Here is an 18,672-nt window from a genome sequence, read left to right as displayed (position 1 = left end):
ACGTCGGTCGTAACCGCCACAACCTATGGATTACGCAGCCATATCGCGCGAATTTTGCGATTTTCGTCGGTTGCCGGGCACGCGTGGTCGTGCCCGCGGCCGGGGCATCCTGGGCCAGCGGCGGACAATGGCACACTGGTCAACTACGAGGCGCCTGTTTCCGGGGGGATCAGAGGCGCCGTGACCGCGAACAATCGAGACGAAAGACGCCTGCTCTTATGGATCTGGTCGTATTCCTACCCCTGCTCATCATTCTCGGCGCGTTCATGTTCTTCGCGTCGCGGCGCCAGCGGAAGGCCATGCAGGCCACCATCGACCTGCACAACTCGCTGCAGATCGGCGACCGCATCCACACCACCTCCGGCCTCGAGGGCACCATCACCGGCATCACCGACGACGACATCCATCTGGAGATCGCTCCCGGCGTCGTCACCACCTGGATGAAGCTCGCGGTGCGGGACCGCATCGAGGCGACCGACGAGCTCGAGGCCGAGGATTCGTCCGCCACCGAGGCGCCCACCGAAATCTTCGACAGCCCCGTCGCCGATGCCACTTCCGACCCGGACCGGTCCAAGCGAGACTGACCACACGAGGACTGACAGCAAAACCCTCAGCAGCCGCACGTACCCTTTGCGGTGCTGACGAACTGAACTCCGAGGGGACCCAAGCAACGTGGCATCGTCTTCGGCGCCGGTACATCCTGCCCGCTATCTGTCGCTCTTCCTGGTACTTCTGGTCGGCGCCTTCCTCCTGGTCTTCCTGACCGGTGACAAGAAGGCCGACCCGAAGCTGGGTATCGACCTGCAGGGCGGCACCCGCGTCACCCTGACCGCGCGTACCCCGGACGGCTCACCGCCGACCCGGGAATCGCTGGCGCAGGCCCAGCAGATCATCAGCGCGCGCGTCGACGGGCTCGGTGTGTCCGGGTCCGAAGTGGTCGTCGACGGCGACAACCTGGTGATCACGGTGCCGGGTAACGACACCAACGAGGCGCGCAACCTCGGGCAGACCGCACGGCTGTACATCCGCCCGGTCGTACACGCCATGCAGGCCCAGCCTGCCGCACAGCAGGGCGGTCAACAGCCCGGCCAGCCCGCTCAACCCGGCCAGGCCCCCGCGGTGCCCGATCTGGTGCCGCAGCCTGCCCAGCCGGGTCAGGCACCGCCGCCCGCGGCACCGCCTGCGGGCACCCAGCCGGCGCCTCAGCCCCGGCCCTATCCGCAGCAGCCGGCGCCGTCGCCGACCGAGCCCACCCCCGCACCCGCCCCGCCGGCGCCCGCGCCGGGCGGTCCGGCCGCACCCGCACCGACGCCCGCACCGGCGCCGGCCGTGCCGAACGAGCGCGCCGACCTGGCCCAGCGCATCGCCGACGAGAAGCAGTTGCGGCAGAGCACCGACCCGTCGATCCAGCTGCTGGCACTGCAGTTCCAGGCCACCCGCTGCGGTGAGGACGACGTGCTCGCGGGCAACGACGACCCCAACCTGCCGCTGATCACCTGCTCGACCGACGGGCAGACGGTGTATCTGCTGAACAAGTCGATCATCAACGGTGAGCAGATCGCGAACGCATCCTCGGGGCTGGACAACCAGCGCGGCGAGTACATCGTCGACCTGGAGTTCAAGGACGACGCCGCGAAGATCTGGGCGGATTTCACCGCCGCCAACGTCGGCACGCAGACCGCGTTCACGCTGGATTCGCGCGTGGTCAGCGCCCCTGAGATCCAGGAGGCCATCCCGGGCGGGCGGACCCAGATCAACGGTCGGTTCACCGCGGATTCGGCGCGTGAGCTCGCGAACGTGCTGAAGTACGGCTCGCTGCCGCTGTCGTTCGAATCGTCCGAGGCCGAGACGGTGTCGGCGACGCTGGGGCTGGCTTCGCTCAAGGCCGGTCTGATCGCCGGCGCGGTGGGGCTCGCGGCGGTGCTGCTGTACTCACTGCTCTACTACCGCATGCTCGGCGTGCTGATCGCCCTGTCGCTGGTGGCCTCCGGGGCCATGGTGTTCGCGATCCTGGTGCTGCTGGGCAGATACATCAATTACACGCTCGACCTCGCGGGTATCGCCGGTCTGATCATCGGTATCGGCACCACCGCGGACTCGTTCGTGGTGTTCTTCGAACGCATCAAGGACGAGATCCGCGAAGGCCGGTCGTTCCGCTCGGCGGTGCCACGCGGTTGGGCCAGGGCGCGTAAGACGATCGTGTCCGGCAACGCGGTGACCTTCCTGGCCGCGGCGGTGCTGTACTTCCTGGCCGTCGGCCAGGTCAAGGGCTTCGCGTTCACGCTGGGGTTGACCACGATCCTCGATGTCGTGGTGGTGTTCCTGGTGACATGGCCGCTGGTCTACCTGGCGTCGAAGACGACGTGGGCGGCCAAGCCGGCGTTCAACGGCCTCGGCGCGGTCCAGCAGATCGCGCGCGAACGACGGGCGGCCGCGCACGCGACCGCGGGACGGGGATAGGCAATGGCGGCGAGAGCGAAGACCGCTAAAGACAAGACCGCGGACGCGGTGGAGCCGGTGGGCACGGAGACGGCGCCCAAGCACGGTTTCTTCGTCCGGCTCTACACGGGCACCGGCGCCTTCGAGGTCATCGGGCGCCGCAAGATGTGGTACGCCGTCAGCGGCGTGATCGTGCTGATCGCGCTCGCCAGCATCCTGATCCGCGGTTTCACCTTCGGCATCGACTTCGAAGGTGGCACCAAGGTCTCGATGCCGGTGGCGGGCGCCAACGGCAACGCCGAGGTCACCCAGGTGGAGACCGTGTTCAGCGAGACCCTGGGCAAGGCGCCGGAGTCGGTGGTCACCGTCGGCAGCGGCGATTCGGCGACCGTGCAGATCCGGTCGGAGACGCTGTCCAACGACGAAGCCGCGGAGCTGCGCACCGCGCTCTACGACCGCTTCAAGCCGCTGGGCGAGAACGGGCAGCCCAGCGAACAGGCCATCAGCGACTCCGCGGTGTCCGAGACGTGGGGTGGTCAGATCACCGACAAGGCGCTGATCGCGCTCGGTGTGTTCCTGGTCCTCGCCGCGCTCTACATCGGCGTGCGCTACGAGCTGTGGATGGCGATCGCGGCGATGGCCACGCTGTTCTTCGACCTGATCGTCACCGCCGGCGTGTACTCGCTGGTGGGCTTCGAGGTCAGCCCCGCCACCGTGATCGGGCTGCTCACCATCCTCGGTTTCTCGCTCTACGACACGGTGATCGTGTTCGACAAGGTCGAGGAGAACACCCACGGCTTCGAACACACCACCCGCCGCACGTTCGCCGAACAGGCCAACCTCGCGGTGAACCAGACGTTCATGCGCTCGATCAACACCAGCCTCATCTCGGTGCTGCCGATCATCGCACTGATGGTCATCGCCGTGTGGCTGCTGGGTGTCGGCACGCTGATGGACCTGGCACTCGTCCAGCTGGTCGGCGTGATCGTCGGAACCTACTCGTCGATCTTCTTCGCCACCCCGCTGCTGGTGACGCTGCGTGAACGCACCCAGCTGGTGCGCGACCACAACCGCCGGGTGTTCAACCGGCGCAAACCCGGCGGCCGGTCGGCCCAGGCGGCCGGCGCGACCCCCGCGGCCGCCGATGCCGCCGATGCCGACAGCGACGAGCCGGAGACGGTGTCGGCGGCGTCGACGCCGTCGACTCCCGGGCCCACCAGCGCGGCCGCCAAGCCGGCGCCCGGCGCCAAACCCTCCCGGCCCAGCCGCCCCACGGGTAAGCGCGCTCCCCGGGGCCGGTAGGCCCGTGGCCCCACGGATCCGACGCGCCGCGGTGGCGGCGGTGGCCGCGTCGCTGACCGCCACCCTGCTGTCGTCCTGCGGGGGCAGCGCCGCGGAGTCGGTGGACTATGCCGTCGACGGTGCGCTGGTCAGCTACAACACCAACACCGTGGCGGGCGCGGCCTCCGGCGGAGCGCAGGCGTTCGCCCGGGTGCTGACCGGCTTCAACTACCACGGTCCCGAAGGGCAGATCGTCGGCGACCACGACTTCGGCACCATCGCGGTGGTGGGCCGTGCGCCGCTGGTCCTCGACTACCAGGTCAGCGACAAGGCCGTCTACTCCGACGGCAAGCCGGTGACCTGCGACGACCTCGTGCTGGCGTGGGCGTCGCAGTCCGGGCGCTTCCCACAGTTCGACGCCGCGAACCGCGGCGGCTACAGCGATATCGCGTCGGTCGACTGCGCACCCGGCCAGAAGCGGGCCCGGGTGTCGTTCCGGCCCGACCGCGGCTTCGTGGACTTCGGGCAGTTGTTCAGCGCGACCGCGCTGATGCCGTCGCACGTCATCGCCGACGAGCTCGGCGTGGACGTCACCGGGGCGCTGCAGAGCGGCGACCTGCCGGCGGTCGAGCGCATCGCCGAGGCGTGGAACACCACCTGGAACCTGACTCCGGACGCCGATGTCAAGAAGTTCCCGTCGTCGGGTCCGTACAAGCTGGAGTCGGTGACCGAGCAGGGCGCCGTCACGCTGGTCGCCAACGACAAGTGGTGGGGCGCACCGCCGGTGACGAACCGGATCACGGTGTGGCCGCGCGGCGCCGACATCCAGGAACGCGTCAACGAAGGCGCCTACGACGTCGTCGACATCGCCGCCGGATCGTCGGGGATCCTCAACCTCCCGGAGGACTACGTCCGCGCCGACAGCGCCTCGGCGGGCATCGAGCAGTTGATCTTCGCTCCCCGCGGGCCGCTGGCCGCCCCGCCGGCCCGGCGTGCGCTGGCGTTCTGCACACCGCGCGACGTCATCGCCCGCAACGCCGAGGTGCCGATCGCGAACGCCCGGCTCAACCCGGTCGGCGACGACGCCTTCAGCGCCGCGGAGACCACCCCCGAGGCCGGCCCGTTCGGCGTGGCCAATCCCGGCGCCGCCCGCGACTCCCTGCAGAACCGGCCGCTGACCGTACGGATCGGCTACCAGAGCCCGAACGCACGGCTCGCCGCCACGGTCGGCGCCATCGCCAAGGCCTGCGCACCGGCCGGCATCACCGTGGTCGACGCGGCCGGCCCCTCGGTCGGACCGCTCACGTTGCGCGCCAACGAGATCGACGTCCTGCTCGCCGGCACGGGCGGCGCGCCGGGCAGCGGTTCCACCGGGTCGTCGGCGCTCGACGCCTACGCACTGCACACCGGAAACGGCAACAACCTGAGCGGCTACTCCAACCCGCGCATCGACGGCATCATCGACGCGCTGGCCGTCACGTCCGACCCGAAGGAGCTCGCGCGGTTGCTCGGGGAGGGCGCACCGATGCTGTGGGCCGACATGCCGACCCTGCCGCTGTACCGTCAGCAGCGCACGCTGCTCACCTCGTCGAAGATGTACGCGGTCAGCAGCAACCCGACCCGCTGGGGTGCCGGCTGGAACATGGACCGTTGGAGGTTGGCGCAGTGACCGACATCTCGCAGGTGATCGAATCTCTCATGCGCGAGGTGCCCGACTTCCCCGAACCAGGCGTCCAGTTCAAGGATCTGACGCCCCTGCTCGCCGACTCCGCGGGCCTGGCGGCCGTCACCGACGCGCTCGCCGAGACCGCCGAGGGGGCCGACCTGGTGGCGGGCATCGACGCTCGCGGCTTCCTGCTGGGCGCCGCGGTGGCGCTGCGGCTGGGCACCGGGGTCCTGGCGGTGCGCAAGGGCGGCAAGTTGCCGCCGCCGGTGCACTCGCAGACCTACGACCTCGAATACGGTTCGGCCACGCTGGAGATCCCCGCCGACGGGCTCGACATCGCCGGGCGCACCGTCGTGATCATCGACGACGTGCTGGCCACCGGCGGTACGGTCGCGGCTACGAATCGCCTGCTCACCAGCGGCGGGGCCACCGTGCGCAACGCCGCGGTGGTGCTGGAGCTGACCGCCCTGCACGGCCGCGACGTGGTGCAGCCGCTACCGGTCAGCAGCCTCTACACCGTCTGAGGGATATCCTCGAATCTGCACGGACGAGGAGGTGAACTGATGGCTGACGACACGACCACCGCCGGTCCGGTCACCGCGCCGCTGCCGATCGCCGACCTCCCCGATTCGCAGGGGCCCGCCGACGCGCCCAAGACCGATGCGCCGAAGACTGAAGCGCCGAAGACGTCGTCGAGTGCGTCGCGGCGCGTGCGGGCGCGGCTGGCCCGCCGGATGACCGCCCAGCGCAGCGCGGTCAACCCCGTGCTCGAACCGCTGGTCGCGGTGCACAAGGAGTTCTACCCCAAGGCCGATCTGACGCTGTTGCAGCGCGCCTACGAGGTCGCCGAGCAGCGCCACGCCGACCAGATGCGCCGCTCCGGTGATCCGTACATCACCCATCCGCTGGCCGTCGCCAACATCCTCGCCGAACTGGGGATGGACACCACCACGCTGATCGCCGCGCTGCTGCACGACACCGTCGAGGACACCGGATACACCCTCGAGGCGCTGACCGCCGAATTCGGCGCCGAGGTCGGCCATCTGGTCGACGGCGTCACCAAACTCGACAAGGTTGCGCTCGGCACCGCCGCCGAGGGCGAGACGATCCGCAAGATGATCATCGCGATGGCGCGCGATCCTCGGGTGCTGGTGATCAAGGTCGCAGACCGGCTGCACAACATGCGCACGATGCGGTTCCTGCCGCCGGAGAAGCAGGCCCGCAAGGCCCGCGAAACGCTGGAAGTTATTGCGCCCCTTGCTCATCGGCTCGGTATGGCCACCGTCAAGTGGGAGCTCGAAGACCTGTCGTTCGCGATCCTGCACCCCAAGAAGTACGACGAGATCGTCCGCCTGGTCGCCGACCGGGCGCCGTCGCGCGACACCTACCTGGCCAAGGTGCGCGCCGAGATCGTCAACACGCTGACGAAGTCGAAGATCAACGCCACCGTCGAGGGACGGCCGAAGCACTACTGGTCGATCTACCAGAAGATGATCGTCAAGGGGCGCGACTTCGACGACATCCACGACCTGGTGGGCGTGCGGATCCTGTGCGACGAGATCCGCGACTGCTACGCGGCGGTCGGTGTCGTGCACTCGCTGTGGCAGCCCATGGCGGGGCGGTTCAAGGACTACATCGCCCAGCCGCGCTACGGCGTCTACCAGTCGCTGCACACCACCGTCGTCGGGCCCGAGGGCAAACCGCTGGAGGTGCAGATCCGCACCCGCGACATGCACCGCACCGCCGAGTACGGCATCGCGGCGCACTGGCGGTACAAGGAGGCCAAGGGCCGCAACGGTTCACCGGTCGGCCACACCGCCGCCGAGATCGACGACATGGCGTGGATGCGCCAACTCCTCGACTGGCAGCGGGAGGCCGCCGACCCCGGTGAGTTCCTGGAGTCGCTGCGCTACGACCTGGCCGTGCAGGAGATCTTCGTGTTCACCCCCAAGGGTGACGTGATCACGCTGCCGGCCGGGTCGACGCCGGTCGACTTCGCCTACGCCGTGCACACCGAGGTCGGCCACCGCTGTATCGGCGCCCGGGTCAACGGCCGGCTGGTCGCGCTGGAGCGCAAACTCGAAAACGGTGAGGTCGTCGAGATCTTCACCTCCAAGGCCCAGGGCGCAGGCCCGTCGCGGGACTGGCAGACCTTCGTGGTGTCCCCGCGCGCCAAAGCCAAGATCCGGCAGTGGTTCGCCAAGGAACGCCGCGAAGAGGCGCTCGAAGCCGGGAAGGACGCGATCGGCCGCGAGGTGCGCCGTGGCGGACTTCCGTTGCAGCGCTTGATGAACGCCGAGTCGATGTCCGCGCTGGCCCGGGAGCTGCGCTACGTCGACGTCTCCGCGCTCTACACCGCGGTCGGGGAGGGGCACGTCTCGGCGCGCCACGTCGTGCAGCGGCTGCTCGCACAGTTCGGCGGCGACGACGCCGCCGAGGACGAGCTCGCCGAACGGTCCACGCCGGCCACCATGCCGATCCGGCAGCGCAGCACCGACGACACGGGCGTGTCGGTGCCGGGTGCGCCGGGCGTGCTGACGAAGCTGGCCAAGTGCTGCACCCCGGTGCCGGGCGATCAGATCATGGGGTTCGTCACCCGCGGTGGCGGGGTCAGCGTGCACCGCACCGACTGTACGAACGCCGAGTCGCTGCAGGAGCAGGCCGAACGGATCATCGACGTGGAGTGGGCGCCGTCGCCGTCGTCGGTGTTCCTGGTGGCCATCCAGGTGGAGGCCCTCGACCGCCACCGGCTGCTCAGCGACGTCACCCGCGTGCTCGCCGATGAGAAGGTCAACATCCTGTCGGCGTCGGTGACCACCTCCAACGACCGGGTCGCGATCAGCCGGTTCACGTTCGAGATGGGTGACCCCAAGCACCTCGGCTACCTGCTGCGGGTGGTGCGCAACGTCGAGGGTGTCTACGACGTCTACCGGGTCACCTCGGCGGCCTGAGCGGTGGCGACCGTTGCGCAGCACCTCATCTCGACACTTCAGGCCAGCGGCGTGCGCCGGGTGTACGGGCTGCCCGGCGACAGCCTCAACGGTTTCACCGACGCGATCCGCCGGTCCGAGGGCATGTCGTGGGAGCACGTCCGCCACGAGGAGGCCGCGGCGTTCGCGGCGACCGCCGACGCCGCGCTGACGGGGCGGCTCGCCGTCTGTGCGGGCAGCTGCGGGCCCGGCAACCTGCATCTGATCAACGGGCTGTACGACGCGCAGCGCACCCGGGTGCCGGTGCTCGCGGTCGCCGCCCACATCCCGATCGGTGAGATCGGGTCCGGGTACTTCCAGGAGACCCATCCGCAGGAGCTGTTCCGCGAGTGCAGCGTGTACTGCGAGCTGGTCAGCAACGCCGAGTCGGCGCCCCGCATCTTCGAGATGGCCATGCGCGCCGCGGTCGAGGAGTCGGGGGTGGCCGTCGTGGTGGTCCCCGGCGAGGTCTTCCAGAGCCGCCTGCCTGCGGGGCGGTGGACCAACCGGCCGGTGGTGGCCAGCCGCTCGGTCATACGTCCCGACGACGCGTCGCTGCGGCGCGCGGCGGACCTGCTCAACGCGGCGTCGCGGGTCACGATCCTCGGCGGGGCCGGCACCGCCGGCGCCCACGCCGAGGTGATGCGGCTCGCCGCGGCCCTGCAGTCGCCGATCGTGCACGCCTTCCGCGGCAAGGAACACCTCGAATACGACAACCCGTACGACGTCGGGATGACCGGTCTGCTCGGCTACGCCTCGGGCTACAAGGCGATCAAGGAAGCCGACCTGCTGCTGATGCTGGGCACCGACTTCCCGTACTCGCAGTTCTATCCCGAGGACGCCAGGGTCATCCAGGTCGACATCCGCGGCAGCCACCTCGGCAGGCGCACTCCCGTCGACCTCGGGCTCGTCGGCACCGTGAAGGACACCGCCGCCGCGCTGCTCCCGTTGCTCACCGCGAAATCCGACCGGACCCATCTGGACCGGTCGCAGAACCACTACCGGCGCACCCGCCGGTCGCTGGACGCACTGGCGGTCAACGACCGCGACCGCACCCCGATCCGACCGGAGTACGTCGCCGGCGTCGTCAACCGGCTCGCGGCCGACGACGCGGTGTTCACCTTCGACGTCGGGTCCCCGACGATCTGGGCGGCGCGGTATCTGACGATGAACGGCCGGCGGCGGTTGAGTGGTTCGTTCACCCACGGGACGATGGCGTGCGCGGTGCCCCACGCGATCGGCGCGCAGACCGCCGACCGGGGCCGGCAGGTGATCGCGCTGGCCGGCGACGGCGGGCTGGCGATGCTGTTCGGCGAGCTGATGACGTTGTTGCAGAACGATCTTCCGGTCAAGGTGATCGTGTACAACAACTCCTCGCTGAACTTCGTCGAGCTGGAGATGAAGGCCGCCGGTGTGGTCAACTACGCCACCGACCTGAAGAACCCGGACTTCGCCGCGGTCGCGAAGGCGCTCGGGATGTTCGGGCGCCGCGTCGAGCAACCCGGGGATCTCGAGCAGGCGATCGCCGACGCCCTGGCGCACGACGGGCCCGCGCTCGTCGACGTGGTGGTGGCCCGGCAGGAGCTCACGATTCCACCGGCGATCTCGGCCGAACAGGCCAAGGGGTTCACCGTCTACGCGATCCGCACGATCCTCGCCGGCCGCGGCGACGAACTCCTCGACCTGGTCAGCACGAACGTCGCCCGGCGCATCCTGGACTGACCCACGCGGGTTCAGTCCAGCCGCGCCGAGGTGATCGTCACCTCGGCGGCCGGCTTGCCGTCGTCGCCGCCGCCGGCCACGCCACGCGCCGCGATCTTGTCCAGCGTCGCGAGCCCGGTCGCGTCGATCGTGCCGAACACGGTGTACGTCGGCGGCAGGTGCGTGTCGCCGTAGACGAGGAAGAACTGGCTGCCGTTGGTGCCCGGACCGTTGTTGGCCATCACCAGCGTGCCTCGCGGATAGACGACCGGCCGCCGCAGCCCCGGATCGGACAGCCGGTACTGACTGCTCGGGTACTCGTTCGGGAAGCGGTAGCCCGGTCCGCCCGCGCCGGTGCCGGTCGGGTCACCGCACTGCAGCACCTTCATGGCGCGGGCGGTGGTCAGCCGGTGGCAGGTCGTGTTGTCGAAGAATCCCTGCTGGGCGAGGCTGGCGAAGTTGTTCACCGTGCAGGGCGACTTGCCGTTGTCCAGCTGCAGCCCGATATCGCCCTGATCGGTCGACACGCTGGCGCTGATCTGTGCCGGCTCGGTCGGCACCCGTCCGCTGCGCGGCGGGGTCACCGGGGCGCCGGCCGGGACGTCGGCCTTGGGATACTGGCAGTTCGCACCGAGGTTCTTCGGTGCGACGAACTCCGGCAGCCGGTCGGCCCGCCCCGGTGCGGCGGTGACGCGGGTCGAACCGTCGTTGACGCGCACGTCGTCGATGCGCTCGGCGACCGCCATCAGGAACAGCAGGCCGAAGACGACGACGACGATCGTCACCGCCGTCATCACGTAACCGATGACCAGACCCGCGATCGCCAGGCCGCGGCCCTCCTCGCCGGTCCGCTTGATCTGCGACAGCGACACGTGGCCGAACACGATGCCCAGCGGGGCGAACAGGAACGCGCACACCAGCGCCGCGACCGCCCACGCGTTGGTGCCGCGGGGCGCCGGATAGCCCCCGGGATAACCGGGCGGGTATCCGGGTGGTGGGGGATAGCTCATCAGTCCAGCAGGATCGACTTGACCTGGACCTCGTTGGCGGGTGCGCCGTCCTGGCCGCCGCCGGCGACGCCCGCCTGCGCGATCTTGTCCAGGGTGGCCAGCCCGGTCTCGTCGATCTTGCCGAACACCGTGTAGCCGGGGGGCAGCTGCGAATCCTTGTAGACCAGGAAGAACTGGCTGCCGTTGGTGTTGGGGCCGGCGTTGGCCATGGCGATCGTGCCGCGCGGGTAGAGCACCGCTTCCTGCAGCGCAGGATCGTCGGGCCGGTACTGGTTCGTCGGGTACTCGTTGGCGAATTCGTAACCCGGTCCGCCGGTGCCCTGGCCGGTCGGGTCACCGCACTGCAGCACCGACAGTGTGGGGCTGGTGGTCAGCCGGTGGCACGGGGTCTCGTTGAAGTACCCCTGTTGGGCGAGGCTGGCGAAGCTGTTCACCGTGCACGGGGCCTTGGCGTTGTCCAGCAGCAGACCGAGGTTGCCCTGGTTGGTCGTCATGCTGACGCTGACCTCGGCGGGGTCGGTCGGCACCTGGCCGGAGCGCGGCGGGTTGACCTGCTTGCTGGCCGGATCGGCCGCGGGGTACTGGCAGTCGGCGCCCAGACCGGCCGGGGCCGCGAAGGCGGGCAGCTGGCCCTCGGCGGCCGGCTGGGCGGGCGCCGACGTGGTCGGGCTCGGAGTCTGCGCCGATGCGGTGGTGTCAGAGTCATCCCGGGTCACGACGAACGTCACGACCGCGCCGATCACCACGATGGCGGCGACGACCGACCCGGCGATCGTCGCGATCCGCCGCTTGCGGGCCTGCTCGGCACGGCGTTCGAGCTGCCGTTCGAGTTTGCGTTTGGCCGTCTCGCGTCGCTGTTCGTTGCTCGGCACCGCCGCTGTCCTCCTCGTCTGCGCGGTCTCTTCCGCGTCCGGTCGGCACCGAGTGTGCCAAAAGTAGCTGTGCGGCAGGTGAACGACCCGCTGGAAAAGGGCACCCGGACCGGCATGGGAAACTGGCATACGTGTTGATCACCGGATTTCCGGCGGGCATGTTGGCGTGCAACTGCTACGTGCTGGCCCAGCGACCGGGGTCGGACGCCATCGTCGTCGACCCGGGCCAGCGCGCCATGGCGCCGTTGCGCCGCGTCCTCGACGAACACCGCCTGACCCCGGCGGCGGTGCTGTTGACGCATGGACACATCGATCACATCTGGTCGGCGCAGAAGGTCGCCGACACCTACGGCTGCCCGGCCTACATCCACCCCGAGGACCGCGCCATGCTGACCGATCCGATGAAGGGTCTGGGCTCGGGTGGAGTGTTCGGGGGTGTCGGGCGGTTGGTGCTCGGCACGATGTTCCGTGAACCGCGCCAGCTCATCGAATTCGACCGCGACGGCGACATCCTCGATCTCGGCGGGATGGCGGTCACCGTCGACCACACCCCCGGCCATACCCGCGGGTCGGTGGTGTTCCGGCTGCCGGGTGAGCGCGCACCGGTCGCACTGACCGGGGACACGCTGTTCCGCAACTCGGTCGGCCGTACCGATCTGCCCGGCGGCAGCGGACGCGATCTGCTCGGCTCGATCCTGACCAAACTGTTGGTGCTCGACGACGACACCGTGGTGCTGCCCGGGCACGGGCCGACGTCCACGATCGGCGCAGAACGCCGCACCAACCCGTTCCTCGAAGGACTCACCCTGTGACCGAGACCGCGTTCCAGGCGCCCAAGGGCGTCCCGGACTACCTCCCGCCCGAGTCGGCACAGTTCGTCGCCGTCCGCGACGCGCTGCTGACCGCCGCGCGCCGGGCCGGCTACGGCGACGTGGAACTGCCCGTCTTCGAGGACACCGCGCTGTTCGCCCGCGGCGTGGGCGAATCCACGGACGTGGTGAGCAAGGAGATGTACACCTTCGCCGACCGCGGTGAGCGCTCGGTGACGCTGCGGCCCGAGGGCACGGCCGGGGTGATCCGCGCGGTGATCCAGCACCGCCTCGACCGCGGCGCGCTGCCCGTCAAGCTCTGCTACTCGGGCCCGTTCTTTCGCTACGAGCGGCCGCAGGCCGGCCGCTACCGCCAACTCCAGCAGGTCGGCATCGAGGCCATCGGAGTGGACGATCCGGCGCTCGACGCCGAGGTGATCGCGATCGCCGACGCGGGGTTCAGGTCGCTGGGCCTCGACGGGTTCCGGCTCGAGCTCACCTCGCTCGGTGACGACACCTGCCGGCCGCAGTACCGAGAACTGTTGCAGGACTTCCTGTTCAAACTCGACCTGGACGAGGAGACCCGCCGTCGCGCGGAGATCAACCCGCTGCGGGTGCTCGACGACAAACGCCCCCATGTGCGGGAGATGACGGCCGACGCGCCGGTGATGCTCGACCACCTGTCCGACAGCGCCAAACAGCACTTCGAGACAGTGCAGGCCCATCTGCAGGCGCTGGGCGTGCCGTTCGTGATCAACCCGCGGATGGTGCGCGGGCTCGACTACTACACGAAGACCACCTTCGAGTTCGTCCATGACGGTCTCGGGGCGCAGTCCGGAATCGGCGGCGGCGGGCGTTACGACGGCCTGATGCGCCAGTTGGGCGGGCAGGACGTATCCGGCATCGGGTTCGGGCTGGGCGTCGACCGGACGCTGCTGGCGTTGCGGGCCGAGGGCAAGACGGCGGGGGAGACCTCGGCCTGCGACGTGTACTGCATCCCGTCCGGCCCCGACGCGAAGGTCGACGTCGCGGTGCTGGCCGCGGACCTGCGCCGGGCCGGTGTCCGCGTCGACGTGGCCTACGGCGACCGCAGCCTCAAGGCGGCGCTCAAGTCGGCCGACCGCACGGGTGCGTCGCTCGCCCTGATCGCCGACCCCGGCAGCGCCGTGGTGAAGGTGAAGAATCTCGCGAACGGTGACCAGGCCGAGGTCGCCCGCGAAGCCGTTGTGGCAGAGGTGGTTTCGCGACTGAGCTAGGGTGCGATGGCCGTGCTGCGCGGGTCGATGAGGACCTTCGCGTGCGCTTCGGCGGCCCCGAGCACCTCGAAGGCGTTGGCCACACCGTCGATCCCGACGGTGCCGGTGATCAGCGCCGACGCGTCGACCTTGCCCTCGGCCAGCATGTGAAGGGAATCGCGGAACTCCAGCGGGGTGTAGCCGAACACGAAGCGCATCTCGATCTCCTTCCCGATCGCCATGGCCGGCCGCAGCCTGTCGTCGCCCATGCACACCCCGACCACGATCACGCGCGACTGCAGTGGGGCGGCGCCGACGATGCCGTCGATCATCCCCGGCACGCCCACACACTCGAACACGATCGGTCGTTTCGGGCCGGCGGCGCCCAGTGCCTCGGCGGCCCGGTAGAGGCGTTCCCAGCCCGGGACGCGACGCAGTTTCTCCATGGAGCCGACGCCGAGTTCGTAGAGGTCCGGTGCGGCGGTGATGGCGCCGCGCTGACTGCCGGCCTCGTAGGGGGAGTCGACCGCCGGGTCCACGACCACGTCCGCACCGCAGCGGGTCGCCAGGGCCCGCCGCGTGGCGGAGAAGTCGCTCGCGACGATCGTGCGCACACCGAGCGCCTTGAGGTGACAGATCACCGCCAGGCCGACAGGCCCGCAGCCGATCACGAGAGCGACGTCGCGTTTCTTGATCTCGCTGCGCCGCACCGCATGCAGCGCGACGGCCATCGGCTCGGTCAGCGCCGCGGTGTCGAGGTCGAGTCCGTTGGGGACGGCAAAGCTCATCGACGCCTCGGCGAGCACCTGTTCGGCGAAGCCGCCGGGCGCCAGCGGCGACAGGCCGGTCAGGTGGATCCCGCCGTTCGCGCGGACGAGCGGGAACGACACCACCGGCGTGCCGGCCTTGAACTGCTTGCCGACACCGCGCCCGCGCTCGGCCACCTCGCCGCAGAATTCGTGGCCCATCACCACCGGGGTGTCGCCGCGCATGAAGTCCGGGTAGCCGACCCCGGTCATCACCTCGGTCAGCTCGTCGGCGTGATCCTTGGCGTGCAGGTCCGATCCGCAGATCCCGCAGCGCCGCACGTCGAGCAGGAGCTGGCCCTTCGCCGGCTGCGGGGTGGGCAGATCGACCACCGACAGGGTCCCGCGTTCACAACTGACGGCCTTCATGCCGCCGACAGTAGCTCAGATGGCCATGGCGGCCCGCACGTCGGCCTCCGACGCCGAACCCCCGGTGCCGGTGGAGGTGATGCGACCGGCTTCCAGGATGTAGTAGCGCTGCGACGATTCGAGCGCGAACCCGATGTGCTGTTCGACGAGGAGCACGCCGAGGTCACCGCGCGCGGTCAGTGCGGTGATCGCGGCCTCGATCTCGGCGACCACGGACGGCTGAATGCCCTCGGTGGGTTCGTCGAGGATGAGGCATTTCGGGCTGGTGATCAACGCGCGCGCGATCGCGAGCTGCTGGCGCTGCCCGCCGGAGAGCAGGCCGGCACGCCGGGTCAGCAGCTCCTTGAGGGCCGGGAACAGGTCGAGCTGTTCGTCGATCAGCTGCCTGCCGTTCCTGTGGCCGTCGGCCACCACCTGGAGGTTCTCCGCGGTGGTCAGCTGACCGAACGACTGCTGACCCTGCGGCACGTACGCCAGCCCGCGGGCCACGCGTGCGCTCGGCCGCAGCTTGGTGATGTTCTCCCCTTGGAAGATCACCTGCCCGGCTGTGCATTTGAGCAAGCCGACCGCCGCGCGCAGCAGCGTCGTCTTACCGGCGCCGTTGTGTCCCATCACCGCGGCGACGCCGTCGGAGGGCACCTCGATGCTGGCGCCGTGGATCACCTCCGACCGCCCGTACCCGGTGCGGACGTCGACGAGTTGCAGCATCTAGGACCCTTCCTCGACGAGGTCGTCGGCGATACCGTCCGCACCCGCTGCGGCGGTACCCAGGTAGACCTCCTGCACCCTGGGGTTGGCCTGCACCTCGGCGACCGACCCTTCGGCGATCACCTGTCCGCGGGCCAGCACCGTCACCGAAGTGGCGAAGGCGCGCATGAAGTCCATGTCGTGTTCGACGACGACGACGGTCCGCTGACCGCCGATGCGGCGCAGGAGGTTTCCGGTCTCCTCGCGTTCCTCGGTGCTCATGCCGGCCACCGGTTCGTCCAGCAGCAGCACGTCCGCGTTCTGCACCAGCAGCATGCCGATCTCCAGCCACTGCTTCTGCCCGTGCGCCAGCACACCCGCTGGTTTGTCGGCCATCTCGGTCAGCCCGACGGTCTCGAGCGCCTCCTCGATCGCCGGCGACACCCCGTGTCGGCGGCGCAGCAGCGTCCAGGCCGAGCGGTGCGCACCGGCGGCGATGTCGAGGTTCTGCAGGACCGTCAGCTGCTCGAAGACGCTGGCGGTCTGGAAGGTCCGCCCCACACCGAGTTTGGCGATCTGGTGCACCTTCTTGCCGAGCAGTTCGACGCCGGACTTGTTGACCGAGCCCGAGGCGCCGACCAGGCCGGTGATCGCGTCGATGACGGTCGTCTTGCCGGCGCCGTTGGGCCCGATCAGGAACCGCAGGTCGCCCTGGAACAGGGTGAGGTCGACGTCGCTGACCGCCTTGAACCCGTCGAAGTCCACGGTCAGCCCACGCACCTCGAGGTACTGCGCACCCATCCCGGCGTTTCCGCCGGCCACGGGCTCGAGTTCGGGAGTGGTCGTCACGTGGCGGCCCCCACTTTCTCGGGTTCCGGATCCAGTTGTACGGCTTCGGGTTTGCGGGCGCGCCGCCGCTTGAGCAGGACCCCGAGCCCGGCCAGGCCGGCCGGAAAGAACCCGACGACGACGATGAACAGCAGACCCTGGGCGTAGATCCACTCGGAAGGGAAACGTTCGGAGAACAGCGTCTGCGCCCACGCGACGCCGATGGCGCCGAGCACCGGCCCGAGCAGGGTGGTGCGACCGCCGATCGCGACACCGATGAGGAACGCGATGGACGGCAGGATGCCCACCTGCGACGGCGCCATGAACCCGACGATCGGCGCGAACAGCGCACCGGCGATGCTGGCGAACAACGCCGCCACGGTGTAGGCCACCACCTTGATGTTGGCGGGGTCGTAGCCCAGGAAGCGCACCCGTTCCTCCCCGTCGCGGACCGCCACGAGCAGTTCGCCGTAGCGGCTGTGCATCAGTTGCCGCACCACGGCGACCACGACGAGCAGCACACCCGCGGCGATGAAGTAGAGCATCTGCTTGTTGACCGGATCGTTGAGCGCGAACCCGAAGAACGTCCGGAAGTTGGTCAGCCCGTTGCTGCCGCCCAGACCGGTCTGGCCGACCAGCAGGATGGCCAGCGCCGCGGCGAGTGCCTGCGACAGGATCGCGAAGTATGCGCCCTTGACGCGGCGTTTGAACACTCCGAAGCCCAGCACCGCGGCGATGCCGGTCGGGATCAGCACGATGGCCAGCAGCGTGAAGGCGGGGGAGGCGAACGGCGCCCAGTAGCCGGGCAATTCGCGCACACCGGCGATCTGCATGAAATCGGGCACGTCGTCCCCGCGCAGTTGCGCGTCGGAGATCTTGAGGTGCATGCCCATCATGTAGCCGCCGAGGCCGAAGAAGACCCCCTGCCCCAGTACCAGCATGCCGCCGCGGCCCCAGGCCAATCCGATGCCGACCGCGACGATCGCGAAGCAGAGGAACTTGGCCAGCAGCCCGAGCCGGAAGTCCGAAAGGAGGGCGGGCGCCACCGCGAACAGCAGCACCGCCGCGACACCGAACCCCGCCCACGTCTGCCAGCGCCCGAGAAGTGTCCTCATACGAGACTCCTTGTCCGCACGGTGAACAGGCCCTGGGGACGAACCTGCAGGAAGATCACGATGATCACGAAGACGACCACCTTGGCCAGTGACGCGGTGGTGTTGTACTCGATGAACGAGTTCAAGAAGCCCAGCGCCAGCGCCGCGATGACGGTGCCCTTGATCTGGCCCAGGCCGCCGACGACCACGACGAGGAAGGCGTCGATCAGGAAGCTCTGCCCGGTGGTCGGGCTCGTCGAGCCGATCAACGTCAGCGCCACCCCGGCCACCGCCGCCAGCCCCGACCCGATGAAGAACGTGGTGATGTCGGTCTTGCGCGACGAGATGCCGCTGGTCTCCGCCAGGTCGCGGTTCTGGACCACCGCGCGGATGCGCCGGCCCATCGGGCTGGTCTTGAGCACGGTGGCCAGCACCGCAACGCACACCACGGCCAGAACCAGGATGAAGATGCGGGTCTTGGGCACCACCGCGCCGAGGATGTCCACACCGCCGGAAAGCCACGACGGGGCAACGACGTTCACCGCGGGGGCGCCGAAGATGTCCCGGGCGATCTGCTGCAGGATCAGGCCGACACCGAACGTCACCAGCAGGGTGTCGAGCGGACGGTGGTACATCCGCTGGATCAGCGTCACCTCGAGCAGCGCACCCATCGCACCGCCGACGAAGAATCCGATCACCAGCGAGATGAGCAGCGACGCACCGGCGCTGGAGATCACCTGCTGCACCACGTACGCGGTGTAGCAGCCCGCCATGATGAACTCACCGTGGGCCATGTTGATGACTCCCATCTGACCGAAGGTCAGCGAGAGTCCGAGCGCAGCCAGCAACAGGATGGAGCCGAGGCTCAATCCCGTTGCCAGCTGGCCGATCAGAACGTCCATGCGG

The 18,672-nt window shown here is 69.4% G+C and carries 16 protein-coding genes; 9 read left to right on the top strand and 7 right to left on the bottom strand.

The genetic code is table 11. The annotated features are described in order from the left end of the window. Positions 1-218: 218 nt before the first annotated feature. From yajC to poxB, 7 genes are all read left to right on the top strand, one after another. Complete coding sequence (gene yajC, locus G6N30_RS09835; protein ID WP_134052299.1) at positions 219-584, top strand: preprotein translocase subunit YajC; 366 nt, start codon at positions 219-221, stop codon at positions 582-584. An 88-nt stretch (positions 585-672) separates the two neighbouring features. After that, positions 673-2,460 (top strand): protein translocase subunit SecD, encoded by a 1,788-nt coding sequence (secD, locus tag G6N30_RS09830; RefSeq protein WP_134052297.1) that lies wholly within the window; start codon positions 673-675, stop codon positions 2,458-2,460. A 3-nt stretch (positions 2,461-2,463) separates the two neighbouring features. Next, positions 2,464-3,741 carry a protein translocase subunit SecF gene (gene secF / locus G6N30_RS09825; RefSeq protein ID WP_134052295.1) on the top strand — a complete coding sequence of 426 codons (1,278 nt, stop codon included), beginning with the start codon at positions 2,464-2,466 and terminating at the stop codon, positions 3,739-3,741. 4 nt (positions 3,742-3,745) lie between these two features. Then, positions 3,746-5,389, top strand: a complete 1,644-nt coding sequence (locus G6N30_RS09820) for an ABC transporter substrate-binding protein (RefSeq protein WP_134052293.1) — start codon at positions 3,746-3,748, stop codon at positions 5,387-5,389. Continuing rightward, a complete protein-coding gene (locus G6N30_RS09815; protein ID WP_134052291.1) occupies positions 5,386-5,910 on the top strand; it encodes an adenine phosphoribosyltransferase in 525 nt (174 codons plus the stop codon). Before G6N30_RS09820 ends, G6N30_RS09815 begins: the two co-directional genes overlap by 4 nt. A gap of 39 nt (positions 5,911-5,949) precedes the next feature. Further along, positions 5,950-8,337: a RelA/SpoT family protein gene (locus G6N30_RS09810; RefSeq protein WP_134052289.1), complete on the top strand. Its 2,388-nt coding sequence runs from the start codon at positions 5,950-5,952 to the stop codon at positions 8,335-8,337. Between the two features lie 3 nt (positions 8,338-8,340). Next, positions 8,341-10,077, top strand: a complete 1,737-nt coding sequence (gene poxB, locus G6N30_RS09805; protein ID WP_134052287.1) for a ubiquinone-dependent pyruvate dehydrogenase — start codon at positions 8,341-8,343, stop codon at positions 10,075-10,077. An 11-nt stretch (positions 10,078-10,088) separates the two neighbouring features. Here the strand turns inward: poxB and G6N30_RS09800 are convergent, their stop codons facing one another. Together G6N30_RS09800 and G6N30_RS09795 are read right to left on the bottom strand one after the other, a co-directional pair. Further along, positions 10,089-11,066, bottom strand: a complete 978-nt coding sequence (locus G6N30_RS09800; protein ID WP_134052285.1) for a peptidylprolyl isomerase — start codon at positions 11,064-11,066, stop codon at positions 10,089-10,091. Beyond that, the gene (locus tag G6N30_RS09795; RefSeq protein WP_134052283.1) at positions 11,066-11,938 is read right to left on the bottom strand and encodes a peptidylprolyl isomerase; all 873 of its coding nucleotides are present in this window, start codon (positions 11,936-11,938) and stop codon (positions 11,066-11,068) included. Before G6N30_RS09795 ends, G6N30_RS09800 begins: the two co-directional genes overlap by 1 nt. 131 nt (positions 11,939-12,069) lie before the next feature. On the opposite strand from G6N30_RS09795, the gene G6N30_RS09790 reads away from it, so the two are divergent. Beyond that, a complete protein-coding gene (locus tag G6N30_RS09790) occupies positions 12,070-12,750 on the top strand; it encodes an MBL fold metallo-hydrolase (protein ID WP_134052281.1) in 681 nt (226 codons plus the stop codon). Further along, a complete protein-coding gene (hisS, locus tag G6N30_RS09785) occupies positions 12,747-14,003 on the top strand; it encodes a histidine--tRNA ligase (RefSeq protein ID WP_134052280.1) in 1,257 nt (418 codons plus the stop codon). Before G6N30_RS09790 ends, hisS begins: the two co-directional genes overlap by 4 nt. On the opposite strand, the gene G6N30_RS09780 is transcribed toward hisS, so the two are convergent. From G6N30_RS09780 to urtB, 5 genes are read right to left on the bottom strand one after another with little or no spacing between them, the layout of a single operon-like run. Next, complete coding sequence (locus G6N30_RS09780; RefSeq protein WP_134052278.1) at positions 14,000-15,157, bottom strand: zinc-binding dehydrogenase; 1,158 nt, start codon at positions 15,155-15,157, stop codon at positions 14,000-14,002. The genes hisS and G6N30_RS09780 overlap by 4 nt on opposite strands. A gap of 15 nt (positions 15,158-15,172) precedes the next feature. Beyond that, positions 15,173-15,865, bottom strand: coding sequence for an urea ABC transporter ATP-binding subunit UrtE (gene urtE, locus G6N30_RS09775; protein ID WP_134052275.1), 693 nt, complete (start codon positions 15,863-15,865; stop codon positions 15,173-15,175). Continuing rightward, positions 15,866-16,645: an urea ABC transporter ATP-binding protein UrtD gene (gene urtD, locus G6N30_RS09770; protein ID WP_134055120.1), complete on the bottom strand. Its 780-nt coding sequence runs from the start codon at positions 16,643-16,645 to the stop codon at positions 15,866-15,868. Between the two features lie 44 nt (positions 16,646-16,689). Then, on the bottom strand, positions 16,690-17,787 hold the full coding sequence (urtC, locus tag G6N30_RS09765) for an urea ABC transporter permease subunit UrtC (RefSeq protein ID WP_134052273.1): 1,098 nt from the start codon (positions 17,785-17,787) through the stop codon (positions 16,690-16,692). Then, positions 17,784-18,668: an urea ABC transporter permease subunit UrtB gene (gene urtB, locus G6N30_RS09760; protein WP_134052271.1), complete on the bottom strand. Its 885-nt coding sequence runs from the start codon at positions 18,666-18,668 to the stop codon at positions 17,784-17,786. The genes urtC and urtB overlap by 4 nt, the downstream gene beginning before the upstream one ends. Between the last annotated feature and the right edge of the window lie 4 nt (positions 18,669-18,672).

The sequence above is a fragment of the Mycolicibacterium litorale genome, from assembly GCF_010731695.1.
Lineage (GTDB): Bacteria > Actinomycetota > Actinomycetes > Mycobacteriales > Mycobacteriaceae > Mycobacterium > Mycobacterium litorale.
This window is presented reverse-complemented; position numbering and strand designations above follow the sequence as displayed.

Bases quoted from the DNA above. Each gene is read 5' to 3' on its own strand.
- yajC (WP_134052299.1), top strand. From the start codon at position 219: ATGGATCTGGTCGTATTCCTACCCCTGCTCATCATTCTCGGCGCGTTC.
- secF (WP_134052295.1), top strand. From the start codon at position 2,464: ATGGCGGCGAGAGCGAAGACCGCTAAAGACAAGACCGCGGACGCGGTG.
- G6N30_RS09810 (WP_134052289.1), top strand. From the start codon at position 5,950: ATGGCTGACGACACGACCACCGCCGGTCCGGTCACCGCGCCGCTGCCG.
- G6N30_RS09800 (WP_134052285.1), bottom strand. From the start codon at position 11,066: ATGAGCTATCCCCCACCACCCGGATACCCGCCCGGTTATCCCGGGGGC.
- G6N30_RS09780 (WP_134052278.1), bottom strand. From the start codon at position 15,157: ATGAAGGCCGTCAGTTGTGAACGCGGGACCCTGTCGGTGGTCGATCTG.
- urtE (WP_134052275.1), bottom strand. From the start codon at position 15,865: ATGCTGCAACTCGTCGACGTCCGCACCGGGTACGGGCGGTCGGAGGTG.
- urtD (WP_134055120.1), bottom strand. From the start codon at position 16,645: ATGGGTGCGCAGTACCTCGAGGTGCGTGGGCTGACCGTGGACTTCGAC.
- urtC (WP_134052273.1), bottom strand. From the start codon at position 17,787: ATGAGGACACTTCTCGGGCGCTGGCAGACGTGGGCGGGGTTCGGTGTC.
- urtB (WP_134052271.1), bottom strand. From the start codon at position 18,668: ATGGACGTTCTGATCGGCCAGCTGGCAACGGGATTGAGCCTCGGCTCC.